Genomic DNA, 15922 nt, shown 5'->3' with positions numbered 1-15922 from the left:
GTGCTGAGCCGACGCAAACCTCTTGATCAACCAGGTTCAGGGGGGTCGGGGGGGTCAGGGGGTTGGGGGGAGTTCGGTGAAGCGGATCGCGTCCACCCCGGCGAAGTAGCGGTCGGTGCTCTGCGTCTTGCCGATCGCCACCAGGGTGATCTGGTGCGGGCCCGCCGCCAGCGGCACCCGGGCCACGTCGATCCAGTCGGTGACCCGCACCGTGGGGGAGAAGCCGATGAAGGGATCACCGACCTGCCGCCCGTCGATCAGGAACACCGTGTTGGCGTAGTCGGGAGCCGTGGTCCGCACGGTGGAGAACTGCCAGACGGCCTGGGCCGGCACCTCCACCGTCACGGTCACCCGGTCGTTGATCGCCCGGCCCAGGAAGAACAGCTGGTTCTCCTGCGACCAGGTCACCTCGCAACAGTTCGGCTGCACCGCCACGGCCGCCGCCGAGCCGGTCGGCGACTCGACCCGGGCACCGGTCACCAACGTCTCCGCCTCGACGGTCACCACCCGGGCCTGCGGCGGCGGATCGTCCTCGCGCGCCACCAGGAACACCACCACCGCCGAGACCACCAGCACCAGCGCCGCCGCGGCGGCGATCCACGGCCAGGGCGTACGCTTCGGCGGCGCCACGGCCCGCACCTCGTATGTGACCCGGCCACTGGAGCGGGAACTCTCCTCCGGCGCGGTGTTCGCCGAGTACGCGAAGCCGGTCATGTCGTAGCGACGCGGCGGCGTCCCCGCCGGCACGGCCAGCCGGACCAGGAACGACACCGAGCCCTGCCCGGGCACCACCCGCTGCGGTTCGGTGACGGTGAACCAGGAACGCTGCGTACCCTCGCCGGGCGCCACGTCGAACACCACCGTGTCCGGCGCGAGCCCCGGGTTGGAGACGGTGAAGGTCAGCTCCCCGGCGTTCCGGACGTCCAGGGTGAACTGCTCGGCTGCGGCGACGACGGTCCATTCGGTGGTCATGACGGCTCCTCCGGAGCGGGATCGGGCGGGGTGGGAACGGGGGAGGGCGACGGCACACTGGCCCGGCCGACCGCCGGTGCGCCCGCCACGACGGTGATCTCGGCGGTCACGGCGGCCGGCTTCTCCGCCGCGACGATCCGGCTGACCAGGTCGAGCTGGTCGGCGGCGGTCGGCGGCACCCGGACGACCAGGTGGAACGGCCGGTCGGCCGGCTCGTCGAGGACGAAACCGGTGACCCCGGTGGCCAGTTCCAGGGCGGTCCGCAGCCCGTCCGGGGTGCCCCGCCAGGTCGCCAGCGCCGCCCCGTGCGCGACCAGGTCACGCAGCCGGCTCAGCGGCAACGGCAGCGGCGCGTCCCGCCGGGGCGCGGCGACCACGTGGTCCATCGCCACCCACCCGGCCAGGTACGCCACCATCCCGCCCGGTGCCCGGTACGGCGCGAACAGCCCGTCGACGTCGGCCAGCACCGCCTCGTCCGGCGCGTGCAGCGCCTCCATCACGTCCAGCAGCGCCCACAGCACGCTGCCCGGCACGCAGGCGCGCTGGTAGGCGGCGGGCAGCAGCCGCTCAATGGCCGGTCGACGCATCCTGCCGCACCACCTCGATGTCGTGCTCGCCGGAGCAGAGCAGCCAGGTGTCCGGGACGGTGACCACGTCGGCGGTGGCCTGGTTGGCGCTGGCCGACCAGTCGACCGCGTCGCCGCTGCGGTGCACGCCGCGTTCCCCACCGGCCAGCACCAGCCGGTCCGTCCCGGCGGTGGCGGCGATCGCGTCCACCGGCACGAACCGGGTGCGGTCGCGCAGCGGCAGCCCGCAGTTGACCGACACCGACGACCACTGCGGCTGTGCCGCGACCGTGTCCAGCCGCAACACCCCGCCGCTCTGCGTGGCGGCCAGCGCCTGGGTGCCGCTGAAGGTCAGGTCCCGGCAGGTGCCGCCGATCCAGCCGGACTGCATCGCCTGCCACTTCACGTCGGACTCGAACAGCCGGGCCCGGAAGCACCCCTGCCCGGGCCGCTTCGGGTCCGGCTCGCCGGCACCGCTCCACAGCAGCGTGGCCGGGCCGTCGTACTGCACGGCGAGCAGCCGGTTGTCCACGTTGGCCAACCCGACGTGGGAGAAGCTGCCGGGTCGGCCCGCGTTACCGGAGAGGTAGACCCCGAATCCGGCCTGCGCGGCCACCGCCACCCCGGGTACGCCGCGCTCGGAGACGAACGCCCGCACCGCGTAGAAGCCCCGGTCGGCGTCGGCCGGGTCGACCAGGATCTGCAACGGCACCGCACCGGGTAGCAGCGACACCTCGTACAGGCCGGTGTCGGTGGCGACCAGCAACGCGCCCGCGCCGTCCCGGTCGATCCAGGCCAGGTCACTGATCCGCGAGTCCAGGTCGGCCAGCAGCGACCAGGTCTCGCCCAGGTCGGCGCTCAGGTGCACCCGGGAGCCGCCGCCGGACCGGACCGCGGCCACCGCCACCGACCCGGGCCGGGGCACGATGCCGGGCCGCACCGGGGCGGGTGCGGGCGCCACCCGCTGCACGGTCTCCCCGTCGAACCGGCCCGCCGGCTCCCATCCGGCACCGGCGTTGGTGGAACGGAACAGCACCGGGCCGCTGCCCGCGTACCAGGTGCGGGGTTGGTACTGGTCCGCGGCGAGCGTGCGGACCTGCTGGTCGGGGGCCTCGTCGACGACGAACCGCACCGACTCGACGTAGCGCACCCCGGGCTCGGCGTGCTCCAGCAACCGGTACACGTTGGACGCGCGCAGCGGCTCACCGAACGCCCAACCGGCCGGGTTCAGCGGGGTGGGCAGCGGACTCAGCGTCTGGTGCAGCCGGTCGTGGATGCGCCGCCGGACCGCCTCCGCGTCCTCCTCCCGGCGCACCACCACCCGGGCCCGGATCGACACCGCCTTGTACCGCGCCCAGCTCGCCCGGCAGGTGGTGCCGAGCGACCGGCGACGTTCCAGGTCCGCCTCGACCCGCAGCCGCGCCTCCTCCACCTCGTGCCCGCGCAGCACCTCCACCGGCAGCCGGCCGCCGGGCCGGGCGTCGTCCGGCACGTACGGCACCAGCACCACCTCCACCTCGCCGGGTCGGGCGAAGCTGTAGACGGCGGCCCGGGTGAAGGCGCGGGCCCGGCTCACCCCGCCGGAACCGGTGGCCAGCACCTCGAAGTCGCGGGCGGTCACCGCGCGCTGCTGGGCGAAGAAGGCGTACGGGCCGCGCAGCAGCACCGACTCCATCGCCTCCATCTCCCGGCCGCCGGCCGCCGGTGCCGGGTTGACCACCTTCACCCCGGGCAGCGGGTCCCGCAGGCTGGTCAACGTCCCGGCCGCCACGTTGCCGGCGGTGCCGCCACCGGCGCGGTACCAGAGCCGCACCTGCCGTCCGGCCGGCGGTACGGCCGCGACCGGGGCGTCGTCACCGGCGGAGTCCGACCCGCGCAGGTCCAGCGCCGGGGCGAAGGTCACCGTGCCCGAGCAGCGGTCCACCAGGTACGCCTTGTCCTGCGCTCCGAGGCCGGCGAAACTGTCCACCGCCCGCCAGATCTCGAAGGTCCGCCCCTCGTGCTCGCGGGCCGCCGCGCCCAACTCCACCGAGCCGGTCGGCACCTCGACGCCGAGCAGCAGGTCCAACGGTTCGGCGGTCCGGGCCAGCGGGGCCCGCCCGGCCCGCAGCACCTGCCCCGGCGCGCCGGTGCCGACGCCGAGCAGTTCCGCCTCGACCGGCTCGCAGTGGTGCATCCGGACGGTCACCTCACGCTGGCCGGCGGCGAGCAGCGCCGGCTCGCAGGTGACGAAGACGACCGGTCGCGGGTCCGCGCCACGCGCCGCCGCGACCCGGGTACCGGCCGGGATCCGCAGCGCCTCGTCGTCGGCGCCGGTCCGGGTGAACCGCACCTCCGCCCAGGCCGCCGAGGGGGCGTGCCGGGTCACACCGAGCAGGTTGAGGAAGGAGACGTACGCCTTCTCCGGCAACTGGTTCAGCCGATAGATCATCACCTCGGTGAGGTGCGCGAACGCCTCCAACAGGGCGATGCCCGGATCGTGCGCGGACAGGTCGGTCCAGCCGGGGCAGGACTGCCGGATCCGCTCCCGGGCCTCGGTCACCAGGTCGAGGAAGGTCCGGTCGTCCAGGTGCGGCACGGGCAGGGTCATCGCCCCTCCTCAGCGTCGGGGTCGAGGGTCGGCCCCGACGGGTCGTCGTCGGTGGGCAGCAGGTCCACGGAGAAGACCAGTTGCCCGGGGGTGAGGCTGGCCCGGATCCGGTAGTCCAGCCGGATCACCAGCCGCCACGGGTCGTCCGGGTCCGGACCGGCGTCCACGTCGAGCACGTCGATGCGGGGCTCCCAGCGGGTGACCGCCGCGCGGACGTAGTGGATGGCCAGCCCGGCGGTGGTGTCGTCGTTCGGGGCGAAGACCAACCGGTGCAGCCGGGAGCCGTACCCGGGGCGCATCAGCCGCTCGCCCGGCGTGGTGGACAGCAGCAGGAACAGCGCCTGGCGTACAGTCTCGTCGCCGTCGGTCATGGCCAGCCCGCCGGCCGCGGTCAGTCCGAGCCCCCCACCGCGCCCGGCGTCGAAACCCGCGCCGAGGAACCGGATCGCCCTCACCGGTCGGCCCCCAGGAACGCCTGCCGGGGATCGCGTACCCGGTACCGGAACTGGCCCGGCGGGCTGCCGTCGGTGAAGCCCTCCAGGTGCGACAGCACCACCCGGTGACCGTCCACGCGGACGAAGTCGCTGTAACCGACGCGCACCGGCTCGGTCTTCGTACACGGCTTGACCGTCGCGCCGTAGTTCGGGCAGGCGACGATCTTCCGGCCCTTCGGGTCGTCGGCCACCAGCACCGGTACACCGACCACCCGCACCCACCCCTGCGACTCCTCGTTGCGGATCCGGCCGTCGTGGTCACACCTGATCACCGAGTCGCGATGGATCCAGCGCATCAGCCACCTCCTCCGTGATGGGTGCGGGCCAGGCTGCGGGCCCGCTCGGCGGCGGTGCCCGGGTCCTCGCTCGCCTCGGCGTGCAGGAAGTCGACGCTGCGGGCGCGCACCACCATCGCCCGGCCCGGGGCGGAGAGCACCAGGTCGGCGGCGGCGTGCAGGGTGACCAGGTCCGGGGTCAGCTCCAGCCAGCTACCCGTGTCGGTGCTCAGCCGCAGGCTGCGGGCCACGTCGTCGACCACCACCTGCTGCCCGCCCGAGGTCCGCAGCGACCAGCGCCGGGCCCGCCCGTCGTCCACCCCGGTGTCGTACGGCGTGACGGCGCCGAACAGCGCACCGAGCACCACACCCGAGGCGGGTTCCCCACCGGGCAGCGCCACCAGCACGGTGTCCTGCGGATCGGGCAGCGCCACCAGTCCCTTGCCCCGGCCGGCACCCGGGCAGAGCACCGCCAGCCAACCCGCGTCCGCCCCGCCGTACGCGGGCAGTTCCACCCGCACCCGCCCCAGCCCGTCCGGGTCCGCCACGTCGGTGACGGTGCCCAGGGTGACCACCGCCGGAGCGGGTGACCCGGCCGGCGGCGCCGGAGGCGGCACGGTGGAGAAACGACTCAGGTACCCGTCGGCGTCGACGGTGTGCACCACCTCGGTCAGCACGTACGTGCCGGCCATCGACTCGGCGACCCCGGTCAACCGGATCCGCCGACCGGGACGCAACGCGGGATCGCCCTCGGCGGTGCCCTCGGCGGTGACCAGCGCCGCAGCGCGTACGTCCAGCCGGGCCTGAGCCAGCGCGGCGATCTCGTCGTCGCTGCGGCCCGGCTGGTCCAGCGCGGTCCGGGTGCCGTCCGCGCCCACGTCGGCGGGATCCGGGTCCACCGGGGTGTCCCGCCCGCACCGGGGCACGGCGGCCTGCGAGGTCAACGCTTCGGCCCGCTGCGGGTGCCAGCCGAGCGCGGCGCTCTCGCCCACGGCGGCGTCCGCGTTGACCGCCAGCCGCAGGCCGTGCACGTCGCGGCCGAGCGCGAGCGGGATCGGCGCGCCGTACCCGTCGAGCGTCAGCAGACGCAGCACGTCGTCGTCGACACTCAGGTGCAGCCCGGCCCGGCCGGTCACCTCCACCAGCAGGTCGAGGTCGCTCGGGCGGTGGTGCGGCAGCCGGTCCAGCCGTGGCCCGTCGACCTCGGCGTCGACCCGCAGTCCCAGGTCGGCGCAGAGGTCGGCGGCCAGCTCGGCGGCGGTCACCGACTCGAACACCCGCAACCGCTGCCGCTTGCGCAACCGGTGCAGCGCGTCGTACGCCCGGATCCGCAGGATCGCCGCGCCGTCGGCGGCGTACTCGACCTCGACGGCGGTGACCTCGCCGCCGAAGAGCGCCGCCGGGTACCCGTCGAGGCGGACCTCCAGGCGCGCGCCGACCCGCGCCGTGGCGACCGGCGGCGCGTCGCCCGGCCCGGTGGTCAACGCCACCTCGCACTGCGTCGGTCGGTTCAGCCGGGCGGCCACCCGCACCGAGAGCACCCGTCCGGTGCCCCGGCTGGCCAACGGGCCGCCGTCGAGCAGCACCGTCAGCGCCCGGGGCGCGCCGCCGCTCATGTCCCGTCACCCGTCGCGGCGACGGTGCCCGGCAGCGGCGGTACGGCCAGCGCGGTGCCGGCGGGCACGGCGAGCGGGTCGGTGATCCGGTTGTGTTCGGCCAGCAGCCGCCAGCGCAGCGGCGAGCCGAGCGCGTCGTGGGCGAGCAGGTCGAAACGTACGCCGGTGGAATCGGCCGTGGCGGTGCCGTCCCCGGCGGCGACCAGGGCCGTGCCCGGCGCGACGGCCGGCGTCTGTGCCTCGGCCAGTTCCTCGGCGAAACCCTCCTCGGCCCGGGTGGTGTCCTCGGCGACCCGCACCAGCTTGAGTCGCAGCCAGGACCGGCGCGGCGACCCCGTGGCGGTGAACGCGTCGAACCGTTCCGCCACCGCCACGATCACCCCCGGCACGTTCCAGGTCTTGCCCCAGACCAGCCGCACCAGCGGCGGCCGGACCCAGCCGTGCTCGACCGCGGAGTTCTCCGCCAGCATCCAGAGCGGACGGGTCAGCGCACGCACGTCAGTCGGTCGGACCTGCCCCTCCGCGAAGTCGGTGTCGAAGAGCAGGTCGAGAACGAGTTCGGTACGCCCACCACCGGTGAAGACCAGCGGGTCGTCGGCGAGCCCGGCGCCGGTGAGCTGACTGCCGGTGCTGCCCCGTCGGCGTACTCCGGCCAGCCGACTGACTTGCACGGTCTCCGGGTTGAGCAGACAGTCCACCCGCTCGCCGGTGGCGTCGACGAGGAACGCGACCCGTTCCATCAGCCGCCCGCCTGTTCCCGGTCGAGTCGGCGCAGGTGGGCCGCGGCGGCGTCCTCCGGCTCGGGGACCGCCCAGAGTGCCCGGTCGTCGGGCAGGGCGGGCCACGGGTCGGACGCGTCCCGCCCGCCACCCGTCCGGACGTCGGTGGTCCCGTCCGGGCCCAGTTCCGGCCAGGGCCCGCGCGCCGGTGCCGGCCGCTGACCGGTGCCGGCCGGCAGCCCCGCACCGGGCCACAGCCCGTCCCCGTACGCACCGTCCGCGCGCCGCCACCCGACCTCGCCGCCCCTCCCGGACGGACCGTCCCCACCCGCCGCTCCCCACCGCTCCGGGTACCGCGTCCCGTCGGGCCCGTCCCCACCCGACCACGCCGGATGCCGATCCCCGTCGCGTCCGCTGCCGGGTGATCGCGCCGGACGCCGCTCCCCGTCGGACTCCCGCCCCGATACCTGTGACGGCGAGATGTCCGGGTCGGAGCTGACCAGGCGTAGCACCGCCCGATTCCGGCCCGGCACCGATCGCGGTGCTTCGGGCGGATCCGTCACCGACCGTGAGTGCCCCGCCGTCGACCCGGAGCCGGACGACGATCCGGCGGACGCCACCGGAACGTCGGTCTGTCGGTCGGCACCCGAGCCCCGCCGTGGTCGGCCCGACACGTCCGCCACACCGGTGCCGGTCACGCCGGTCGCCGGGTCCGTCCCCTCGCGGGGCGGATCCGCGCGACGCCCGCGTCCGCCCGCCCACGGCATCGTCGCGTCGCCCACCGCCGGACCCACACCCTCCCCACCGGACGCCACCCCGCTCACGCCCTCACCTGCCTTCGGTGTGTTCGGTCCGCTGATCTTCGGTGTGTTGGGTCCGCCGACGCCCGCCGCTGCTCCCGGTGCGCGTGCCCCGCTGACGCCTGGGGCTGCTTCCGCCGTGCCCACACCACTCACCGAGGGCGTGCCGCCCGTGGACGGCCGCGGCGCACCCTCCATCCCGGCTCCTGTATCGGCTCCGCTTCCCGTACGTCCGCCTCCCGGTACGCCGTGGTCACTCGACGTCGGGCTGCCCCCGCGTACCGCCGCCGGACCGGTCGCCGGTCCCGTCGTCGCGCCGGTCGTCGCGCCGGTCGCCGGTCCGGTCGTCGCGCCGGTCGTGGGGCCGGACGTAGGGCTGGTCGTGGGGCCGGCACCTGTCCCTGCTCTGCCCCTTTGCTCTGCTTCACTCCACGCAACGGCCGTCGTGCGGTATCCCGGGCGTCGCGTCGGTTGAAGCAGAGCAAAGGGGCCGGGGGAGGACCTGTCCCTCCCCGGTGACGCGACGTGAGCCGACGAGACCCCGTCGCCCCAGCCGCCGCCGGGCGGCCGTCGCCCGGCCCACGGATCGGTCACGTCCACCGGTCCCTCCGCCGCACCAGGCGGCAGATCACCAGGCGGCAGAGCACCAGGCGGCAGCTCGGCCGCGAGGTCGCGGAGCAGCCCCGGGGCATGGGCGGCGATCAGCCGCAGCCAGTGCTCCGGGGGGCGGTCCGGATGCCGGTACGCGACCGCCTCCCACACGTCCGACGGCGCTGCGGCGTCAGTCCCGTGGTCCGCGTCGCCGACCGCGTCGCCACGCGGGCCCCCGGTCGCGCTGGCGCGGATGCCACCACGCAGGTCGTCGTCCCTCTCGTCGTCGGTGGTGTCGACCAGACCGGCGAACCGGTCCACGGCACGCGCGGCGGACCGGAGCCGACCGGCGACCCAGCTACGCGGGCGTGGGCGCGGCACCGCCGGTCTCCAGTTCCAGGCTCTCGTAGCGCAGCGTCAGCGCCGCGATGGCGATCTCCTGGCCGAGCGTGTTGAGGTGTGCGCCGCGCCATCGGGTGGGCCAGGCGTTGAGCAGGTTCCAGCGCAGCACCTCGGCCGTGCCGACGGAGTCGAGCAGCACCACCGAGACGTTGCGGCGGTCGCTGGTGCCCCGGGCGATCGTGTGCACCCAGTCCCACAGCTCCCGGGACGCGGTCAGGCCGAAGTGCAGCGTGACCGGGCCGTACTCGACCTGTCCGGGGATCATCCGGATCCGGTCGTTGCCCTGCTCCCGGTACGGCTGGGCGGGGATGTTCACGTCCAGGCCGCTGACCTCGGTGAAGTGGCCGTTGGTGACCCCGTTGACCAGCAGCTTGAAGTTGTACGCCCGGTACGGGTCGACCGGGGCGCCCGGCTGCGGAGTGGCCGTGGTCGGCATGTCAGCCTCCAATCGTCTCGGTCTCGGTGCCGCCGGCCCACTGGCTCAGCTTGAACACCACGAACTCGGCGGGCTTGACCACCGCGATGCCGATGTGCGCGACCACCATCCCGGCGTCCCGGACGTCGGCCGGGTTGGTCTCCTCGTCACACTTGACGAAGAACGCCTCCTCGGGCGTACGCCCCAGCAGCGCGCCGTCGCGCCACACCCGGGTCAGGAAGGCGCCGATGTCCCGGCGGATGGAGCGCCACAGCGTGTAGTCGTTCGGCTCGAACACCATCCACCGGGTGCCGTTGGCGATGGCCTGCTCGATGGCGATGGAGAGCCGCCGGACGTTGAGGTACCGCCACTCGCTGGCCTCGGCGGCGAGTGTCCGCGCGCCCCAGACGCGGATGCCCTCGCCGGGGAAGTACCGGATCACGTTGACGCCCTTGGGGTTGAGCACGTCGTGCTCGGATCGGGTGACCAGATGACCCAGGTCGACGGCACCGCGTACCGGCTCGTTGGCGGGAGCCTTGTGCACGCCGCGCAGGGCATCCGTGCGGGCCCAGATGCCGGCCAGGTGCCCGCTCGGCGGGGTGAGCACCAGGTCGCCGCTGAGCGGGTCGCGGACCCGGAGCCAGGGGAAGTACAGCGCGCCGAAGTCGGACTGCCGGGGCCGGTGCGCCTGCGGGCCGCCGCTCGACCCGGTCGTACCCCCGCCCGCGCCGCCGGAGCCACCCGAGCTGGCGGGGCTGTCGCCGCCCTCGGTGGGCTTCGCCGCCCGACCGGAGCCGGCCGTGGCCACCCGGGTCAAGGTCGAGATGTCGTCGATGTCGGGAGCGGGATCGCAGATGGCGACCATCGTGCGGGTGCGCTCGGCCAGGCTCAGCAGCGCCTCGTGCGCGACCGCGTCGTGGAAGCCGGGCGCGGCCACGATGGAGATCTCGTCGATAGCCTCCAGCAGGTCCAGTCCGCCGCGCTGGCGTCCGCTGCCGGTGAGCGCGCCGCCCTCGCCGACGTTGACCACCCAGCAGCGGGTGCCCCCGTTGTCGAGGAAACCGAAGACCGCGCGGGCCAACGGGGTGCTCTCGAACTCGTCACCGTCGGCGTAGAGGCGGAGGAACTCGGTCCAGTTGTTCACGGCGAGGGCCTCGCCGAGACGGGCCGTGCGGTCCGGAGCCACGCCGACGAAGGCTGCCGTGCTGGTGCCGACCGGTCCGATCGGCCGGGCACCGGCAGGCACCTCCTCGACATAGATCCCGGGTGAGAAGTAGCTGGGCATCGGTCCTCCCGTACGGGTCGGGTCAGCGGGTCGGTGGCGCGCAGACGATGACGATGTCGGTGTCGGTCGGGTCCACCTCGGCAGTGAGCACCTGACCCCGACCGGTGAGCCGGAGCCGTACCGTTCCGGGCTGCTGCGGGTCGTGCGGCACGCCGACGACCCGGAACCGTCCCGCCGGATCGGTCTGGGTCGCGTACGGCTGACCGACGACCTCCACCCGCATCGCGGCGAGCGGCTGGTCGGCGGGACCGACGACGCGGCCGTCGAAGGTGAGCATCTCCAGTTGCCGCAGCCGCAGCGGACGCAGCACCGGCGGTGCCGGCTCGTGCGGGTGGGTGACCTGCACCGGTACGTCGATCAGCAGGGCCGGCCGGGGCGGGACGCCGAGGGCCACCCACAGCGCCGGGTCACCGGCCTCCAGCACGAGCGTGTGTCCGCTTCCTCCGGTCGCCGCGACGAGCACCCGGTCCAACGTCGCCAGCGCCTCCGGCCCGTCTGCGGCGAGCAGGTAGCGGGCGACGAGCCGGTACGGCTCGGGGCCGCCGCTGCCCCGGGTCTGCCGGGCCGGGCGCAACTCCAGCGGCCACAGTGTCAGCCCGCCCGCCGCCGGACCGGACCCGGGCGGACCGACCGGGACGGCGTCTCCCGCCGCCCCGGCCAGCCACTCCGCCAGCTCGGCGGTGGCCGTCTCTATCGGGCCGCCTCCGGTCATCGCGGCGGCGTCCCCTGGATGCGGTACGCGATCGCCTCGTTCCACACGTGCGGGTAGACGCCGATCTCGAAGTACCGGGTGAAGCGGTTGATCGGGGCGCCGGTGTGGTCGTGGTAGAGCAGCCACACCGGCGCGATGGTGAACAGCACGTAGTTGGCCAGGACCAGCGGGATGTAGAGCGGTCCGAGCAGTCGGGCCTGGAAGATGTGCACGTCCTCGTGGCGCTGGATGCCCGGCCCGGAGCCGGCGCAGACCGTGCCCAGCGTGGTGGCGTAGCGCGGCGAGACGCCCTCCACCACGTTGACCCGGCAGCTGTGCTGCGAGGTGGCCCGGTCCAGCGAGTGGCCGAAGACCAGGTGCACCGCGAGGTAGGTCGCGCCCACCACCGTGTTCAGCAGGCTCCACGTGTGGTCGACGACGAACAGGAAGATCCCTCGGGCGTCGGCCCCGTAGACCCGGGCCGAGGTGATCGACCATCCGAAGACGATGCCGACGACCAGACCGACGCCCGCCCCGACGTGCAGCCCGACGGGTCCGCCCAGCAGCCCGCCGAGGACCGTGCCCGCCGCGACGTGGACGGCGGCGCTGATGACTCCGAAGACGGCCATGACGGTTCCCCTCTAGGCCCAGGAGCGGATGAAGCGGGGCTCGTTGCCCTGCGCCAGCCGGGTCGGAGTCGCCTGCCGGTTGCCGGGAGGCAGTTGGTTGACGCCGAGGGCGGCGGAGAAGATGACCAGGCCGTTGAAGAAGGCGATGATCCACTTCTCGGCGCCCGCGTCGGTGGCGAAGGCCGCGGTGAGGTACGACAGCAGCAGGGCGATACCCAGCGCGATCCATTTGCGTGCCGTGTCGGCACTCGGGCCGATCAGCCCGCCGATGACGTTCGTGGCCAGCAGCGTCGCGGCGCTCGCGCCGGTCAGACTGCCCAGCGCCGCCCAGGTGAAGAGATCGTTCATCGCCGATCTCCCTTCGGTTTCGCGTGGTGCGAGGTGGGATGTGGTGCCGCCCGCCGGGCGGGCGACGGTGCCGGCTGACCTGCGTCAGCCGGAGCCCGGCACGCCGCCGGTCGTGGTGTGCGGTGCCGGACCGATGGTGCCCGGACCACCGGAGGTGCCCGGTCCGCCGGGCGTCGGTGCGCCGCCGTCCGCCGGGCCCGTGCCGGGCCGACGCAGCAGCAGTACGACGAGCGCCGCGACCAGCAGCAGGATCACCGCACCGGCACCGACCAGCAGCCACGGGAAACTCCCGCCGCTCTCCTCGTCGTCCGCCGGGGCGGACGGTCGGGGTGGTGCCTCGGCGACGGCCCGCAGCTCCGGTGGCTTCGGCTGGTTGCGGGCGACCCGCCAGGTGACCGTCCGGTCGTTGACCTGACCGCCCGCGCCGACGTCCAGCACGCGTCCGGGAAACGTCACCGAGATCTCGAACGACATCAGCGTCATGAAGTGCGCCTGATTGGCCGGATTCTGTTCGGCCACTTTTCCGCCGTACTTCTTCGGATCGAGCGGAAGAGTGAACACGTACCGGTCGTCGCCCTGTCGGACGATGCTCAGACTTTCGCTGTCGAATTGATCGAGCGGGACATTCCGGTAGTTGATCTGAGAGCCGTAGTGGGTGGCGTCCTCGTACCGGCTCTCGGTGCCTTCGGGCAGGGCCGGGATGTTCTGCCGAAGCTCGGCGAAGCCGGCCTCGACCGTCTTGTTGTTGGTGGTCAGCACGGTGCGTTCGGCGGTCAGCAGGAGTTGTCCGCTGACCGTGTCGTCGGCGTTGACGGTCAGCCCGGCGTTCAGTTGCATACAGCCGGAAAGAACCGCCAGAAGGACGAGACACGCCGCGCCGCGGAGTATCCTGGTGCGCCCGGGCCCCGATTTCATGGGCTCAGTCTGTGCGTTCGCCGCCCGAGCCATCAGTCAGCGATCAGTCAGATGGCAGTCGCCGATCTTACCGATTTCCGGTCACATTCGGCCGAGTCCCCGTACCGCTGAATTGGATATCCTGAAAGATTGTGGTCAGGCGCTGTCGCGGCGCACCAGTGCGGACGGGAAGCGGGTGCGCATCGGGGCGTGCCGGTGCTCCAGCACCATGGTGGCGGCGGCGCTGGCGATCTGGCGTACCGGGTGACTGGCGGTGGTCAGGGCCGGAGCCGTCACGGCGGCCAGCGGGATGTCGTCGAAGCCGGTCACCGCGACGTCGCCGGGCACCTGTACGCCGTCGGCGCGGAGCCGACCGATCACGCCCAGCGCGGTCGCGTCGCTGATCCCGACGATCGCGTCCGTGTCCGGCCAGCGGCGCAGCACCTCGCGGGCGGCGGAGCGGCCCCGCTCCACGGAGAAGTCGCCGACCACCTCGCGCGTCGGCAGGCCCGCGTCGCGCAGCAACCCCCGGTACGCGTCCACCGAGCGGTTCGCGCAGGTCAACCACGGGGGGCCGGTGACCATCGCGATCCGACGGCGACCGCCGGAGTAGAGGTGACGGACGATGGCCTCGGTGGCGCCGCCGTTGTCGATGTCCACCGACGGCACGGTGGCCGAACCGACCCCGATCGACACCGCTCGCCCCCGCAGCCGGCGCGGCACCAGTTCCAGCAGAGCCGGGGTCGTGTTGACCAGGATCAACCCGGTCACGCCCCGGTCGTCGGTCAGCCGGACCAGCCGCTCCGGGGCGTGCAACGGCACCCAGTCGACGGTGACGCCCAGGCCGTGTGGTGCGCAGACCCGCGCGGTGGCGCCGAGCACCTGGTCGACGTAGCTGTCGTCGAGCACGGCCGGGTCGGTGCCGGCAACCGCCACCAGCAGCCGTACGCCGGTGCCGTGCACCAGCGCCCGGGCGGCCGGGTTGGGTACGTAGCCGAGCTCGTCCACCGCGGTGCGTACCCGCTCCCGCGCGGTCGGTGACGCGAACCCGTTGCCCGCGATGACCCGTGACGCCGTGGAGCGGGAGACTCCGGCGGCTCGGGCGACGTCGTCCAGGGTTGCCGGCCGGCGTGCCGTGGTCATTGGTGTCTCCCTGTTGCCCTCGGCCCGCCTGGTACGCGGGCTCCCACCCGCATCATGCCTCGCCGGACGCCCGGGGGTAAGGACCGGAGATGGATTGTGGTGGTAGCGCTCCCAGGTGTGTGATCGTTGCCTGCGCTCCCACCGCCGTCGAGAGGACCGGGAAGTTCCATGGATCCCGTCATCAGCACGCCCGCGACACCACCGGTCACCTCGGGTCCGCCCCGGGCGGTGCTGGCCGCCCGCAACGGCGTGGCGGTGGTGTTCGCGCTCAACGGGTTGGCCGTCGCGACCTGGTTCTCCCGGGTGCCGGCGGTCCGCGACGGGCTGGAACTCAGCCCCGGTCGTCTCGGCCTGCTCCTGCTCGCCATGTCCATCGGCGCGATCGTCGCGATGCCCACCGCCGGTCTGCTCACCCAGCGTCTCGGCGCGGCCCGCGCGGTGGTGTTCTCCACCACCGTGGTCGCCCTCGGCCTCACCGTGGCCGGGGTGTCGGCGGTGGCCGGCTCGTTGCCCGGGGTGGCGGTGGGCCTGTTCGCGCTCGGGTACGGCTCCGGCAGTTGCGACGTGGCGATGAACATCGAGGGCGCGATCGTCGAACGCCGCCTGGGCTGGACGGTGATGCCCCGGTTCCACGCGGCGTGGAGTCTCGGTTCGGTGGCCGGTGCCGGTCTGGGCGCCGGGGCCGCCCGGCTCGGCCTGCCGGTCGCCGTCCACCTCGGGGTCCTTGCGGCGGTGGTGCTCGTCGGCACGCTGCTGGGCGCCCGCGCGTTCCTGCCCGCCGCACCCGGTGCGGAGAGCGAGGGCGCCGGTGGCGGTCGAAAGTCCCTGCTCGCCGCCTGGCGGGAGCCGCGCACCCTGCTCATCGGTCTGGTGGTCCTGGCGGCGGCGTTCGCCGAGGGCAGCGCCAACGACTGGATCGCGGTCGCCTTCATCGACGGGTACGGCTTCAGCGAGGCAGCCGGCGCGGCGGTCTTCGCCGTCTTCGTGACCGGCATGACCGTGGGCCGGACGCTCGGCACGGTGGCCCTGGACCGGTGGGGGCGGGTGCCGGTGCTGACCGTGACCATCCTGCTCGCCATCGTCGGCGCCGGTGTGGCGATCCTGGCCGGCTCCGGCCCGGTCGCGGTGGTCGGCGTGGTGCTGTGGGGGATCGGCGCCTCGCTCGGTTTCCCGGTCGGGATGAGCGCCGCCGCCGACGAGGAGGAGCACGCCCACGTCCGGGTCAGCGTGGTCGCGGTGATCGGGTACACCGCGTTCCTGGCCGGACCGCCGTTGCTGGGGCTGCTCGGTGACCGGATCGGCACGCTGCACGCGTTGCTGGTGGTGCCGTTGCTGCTGCTGCCGACCCTGCTGCTGGTGCGGGTCACCCGTCCGCCCGTCTCCGGCGCCACGGGGGAGCCGGAGCGGGCGGGCGCCCCGGAGCCGGAGCGGACGGGTTCTCCCCGTCCGGAGGCGTAGCGACCAGGGCCCGTACATCGGCCGTCCAGGGAAC

At 74.0% G+C, this 15922-nt stretch carries 16 protein-coding genes; 1 reads left to right on the top strand and 15 read right to left on the bottom strand.

Annotated elements, in window-relative coordinates:
- Positions 1-54: 54 nt before the first annotated feature.
- The 15 genes from HUT12_RS20780 to HUT12_RS20710 all read right to left on the bottom strand — a co-directional run bounded on the left by HUT12_RS20780 (position 55) and on the right by HUT12_RS20710 (position 14430).
- The gene (locus tag HUT12_RS20780; RefSeq protein WP_176094429.1) at positions 55-972 is read right to left on the bottom strand and encodes a hypothetical protein; all 918 of its coding nucleotides are present in this window, start codon (positions 970-972) and stop codon (positions 55-57) included.
- Entirely contained in the window at positions 969-1559 is a 591-nt protein-coding gene (locus HUT12_RS20775; protein WP_176094428.1) for a phage tail protein, read from the bottom strand. Before HUT12_RS20775 ends, HUT12_RS20780 begins: the two co-directional genes overlap by 4 nt.
- Complete coding sequence (locus HUT12_RS20770; protein ID WP_176094427.1) at positions 1540-4128, bottom strand: putative baseplate assembly protein; 2589 nt, start codon at positions 4126-4128, stop codon at positions 1540-1542. The genes HUT12_RS20775 and HUT12_RS20770 overlap by 20 nt, the downstream gene beginning before the upstream one ends.
- Complete coding sequence (locus HUT12_RS20765) at positions 4125-4583, bottom strand: GPW/gp25 family protein (protein WP_176094426.1); 459 nt, start codon at positions 4581-4583, stop codon at positions 4125-4127. The genes HUT12_RS20770 and HUT12_RS20765 overlap by 4 nt, the downstream gene beginning before the upstream one ends.
- Entirely contained in the window at positions 4580-4918 is a 339-nt protein-coding gene (locus HUT12_RS20760; protein WP_131055568.1) for a hypothetical protein, read from the bottom strand. Before HUT12_RS20760 ends, HUT12_RS20765 begins: the two co-directional genes overlap by 4 nt.
- Positions 4918-6513: a phage baseplate assembly protein V gene (locus tag HUT12_RS20755; RefSeq protein ID WP_176094425.1), complete on the bottom strand. Its 1596-nt coding sequence runs from the start codon at positions 6511-6513 to the stop codon at positions 4918-4920. Before HUT12_RS20755 ends, HUT12_RS20760 begins: the two co-directional genes overlap by 1 nt.
- Positions 6510-7253: a hypothetical protein gene (locus HUT12_RS20750; protein WP_176094424.1), complete on the bottom strand. Its 744-nt coding sequence runs from the start codon at positions 7251-7253 to the stop codon at positions 6510-6512. Before HUT12_RS20750 ends, HUT12_RS20755 begins: the two co-directional genes overlap by 4 nt.
- A complete protein-coding gene (locus HUT12_RS20745; RefSeq protein WP_176094423.1) occupies positions 7253-8056 on the bottom strand; it encodes a hypothetical protein in 804 nt (267 codons plus the stop codon). Before HUT12_RS20745 ends, HUT12_RS20750 begins: the two co-directional genes overlap by 1 nt.
- A 925-nt stretch (positions 8057-8981) precedes the next feature.
- The gene (locus HUT12_RS20740) at positions 8982-9461 is read right to left on the bottom strand and encodes a phage tail protein (protein ID WP_131054719.1); all 480 of its coding nucleotides are present in this window, start codon (positions 9459-9461) and stop codon (positions 8982-8984) included.
- A gap of 1 nt (position 9462) precedes the next feature.
- The gene (locus HUT12_RS20735; RefSeq protein ID WP_131054720.1) at positions 9463-10725 is read right to left on the bottom strand and encodes a phage tail sheath subtilisin-like domain-containing protein; all 1263 of its coding nucleotides are present in this window, start codon (positions 10723-10725) and stop codon (positions 9463-9465) included.
- 22 nt (positions 10726-10747) lie between these two features.
- Complete coding sequence (locus tag HUT12_RS20730) at positions 10748-11437, bottom strand: carboxypeptidase-like regulatory domain-containing protein (RefSeq protein WP_176094422.1); 690 nt, start codon at positions 11435-11437, stop codon at positions 10748-10750.
- Positions 11434-12045: a glycine zipper family protein gene (locus tag HUT12_RS20725; RefSeq protein WP_176094421.1), complete on the bottom strand. Its 612-nt coding sequence runs from the start codon at positions 12043-12045 to the stop codon at positions 11434-11436. Before HUT12_RS20725 ends, HUT12_RS20730 begins: the two co-directional genes overlap by 4 nt.
- 12 nt (positions 12046-12057) lie before the next feature.
- Positions 12058-12393: a hypothetical protein gene (locus HUT12_RS20720; protein WP_131054723.1), complete on the bottom strand. Its 336-nt coding sequence runs from the start codon at positions 12391-12393 to the stop codon at positions 12058-12060.
- 84 nt (positions 12394-12477) lie between these two features.
- A complete protein-coding gene (locus tag HUT12_RS20715; RefSeq protein ID WP_176094420.1) occupies positions 12478-13230 on the bottom strand; it encodes a DUF3153 domain-containing protein in 753 nt (250 codons plus the stop codon).
- 213 nt (positions 13231-13443) lie between these two features.
- On the bottom strand, positions 13444-14430 hold the full coding sequence (locus tag HUT12_RS20710) for a LacI family DNA-binding transcriptional regulator (RefSeq protein ID WP_176094419.1): 987 nt from the start codon (positions 14428-14430) through the stop codon (positions 13444-13446).
- Positions 14431-14598: 168 nt separating this feature from the next.
- Here HUT12_RS20710 and HUT12_RS20705 point away from each other — a divergent pair, with 168 nt between their 5' ends.
- Positions 14599-15888 (top strand): MFS transporter, encoded by a 1290-nt coding sequence (locus HUT12_RS20705; protein ID WP_176094418.1) that lies wholly within the window; start codon positions 14599-14601, stop codon positions 15886-15888.
- Positions 15889-15922: the final 34 nt, after the last annotated feature.

It is taken from the genome of Verrucosispora sp. NA02020, from assembly GCF_013364215.1.
In the GTDB taxonomy this organism is placed as follows: Bacteria; Actinomycetota; Actinomycetes; order Mycobacteriales; family Micromonosporaceae; genus Micromonospora.
The sequence above is the reverse complement of the archived record's forward strand: the minus strand, read 5'-3'. Positions and strand labels throughout refer to the sequence as shown.

Excerpts from the sequence above, each read along its gene's own strand:
- HUT12_RS20780 (WP_176094429.1), bottom strand. The coding sequence starts at position 972 with ATGACCACCGAATGGACCGTCGTCGCCGCAGCCGAGCAGTTCACCCTG.
- HUT12_RS20775 (WP_176094428.1), bottom strand. The coding sequence starts at position 1,559 with ATGCGTCGACCGGCCATTGAGCGGCTGCTGCCCGCCGCCTACCAGCGC.
- HUT12_RS20770 (WP_176094427.1), bottom strand. The coding sequence starts at position 4,128 with ATGACCCTGCCCGTGCCGCACCTGGACGACCGGACCTTCCTCGACCTG.
- HUT12_RS20760 (WP_131055568.1), bottom strand. The coding sequence starts at position 4,918 with ATGCGCTGGATCCATCGCGACTCGGTGATCAGGTGTGACCACGACGGC.
- HUT12_RS20755 (WP_176094425.1), bottom strand. The coding sequence starts at position 6,513 with ATGAGCGGCGGCGCGCCCCGGGCGCTGACGGTGCTGCTCGACGGCGGC.
- HUT12_RS20750 (WP_176094424.1), bottom strand. The coding sequence starts at position 7,253 with ATGGAACGGGTCGCGTTCCTCGTCGACGCCACCGGCGAGCGGGTGGAC.
- HUT12_RS20740 (WP_131054719.1), bottom strand. The coding sequence starts at position 9,461 with ATGCCGACCACGGCCACTCCGCAGCCGGGCGCCCCGGTCGACCCGTAC.
- HUT12_RS20735 (WP_131054720.1), bottom strand. The coding sequence starts at position 10,725 with ATGCCCAGCTACTTCTCACCCGGGATCTATGTCGAGGAGGTGCCTGCC.
- HUT12_RS20730 (WP_176094422.1), bottom strand. The coding sequence starts at position 11,437 with ATGACCGGAGGCGGCCCGATAGAGACGGCCACCGCCGAGCTGGCGGAG.
- HUT12_RS20725 (WP_176094421.1), bottom strand. The coding sequence starts at position 12,045 with ATGGCCGTCTTCGGAGTCATCAGCGCCGCCGTCCACGTCGCGGCGGGC.
- HUT12_RS20720 (WP_131054723.1), bottom strand. The coding sequence starts at position 12,393 with ATGAACGATCTCTTCACCTGGGCGGCGCTGGGCAGTCTGACCGGCGCG.
- HUT12_RS20715 (WP_176094420.1), bottom strand. The coding sequence starts at position 13,230 with ATGCAACTGAACGCCGGGCTGACCGTCAACGCCGACGACACGGTCAGC.
- HUT12_RS20710 (WP_176094419.1), bottom strand. The coding sequence starts at position 14,430 with ATGACCACGGCACGCCGGCCGGCAACCCTGGACGACGTCGCCCGAGCC.
- HUT12_RS20705 (WP_176094418.1), top strand. The coding sequence starts at position 14,599 with ATGGATCCCGTCATCAGCACGCCCGCGACACCACCGGTCACCTCGGGT.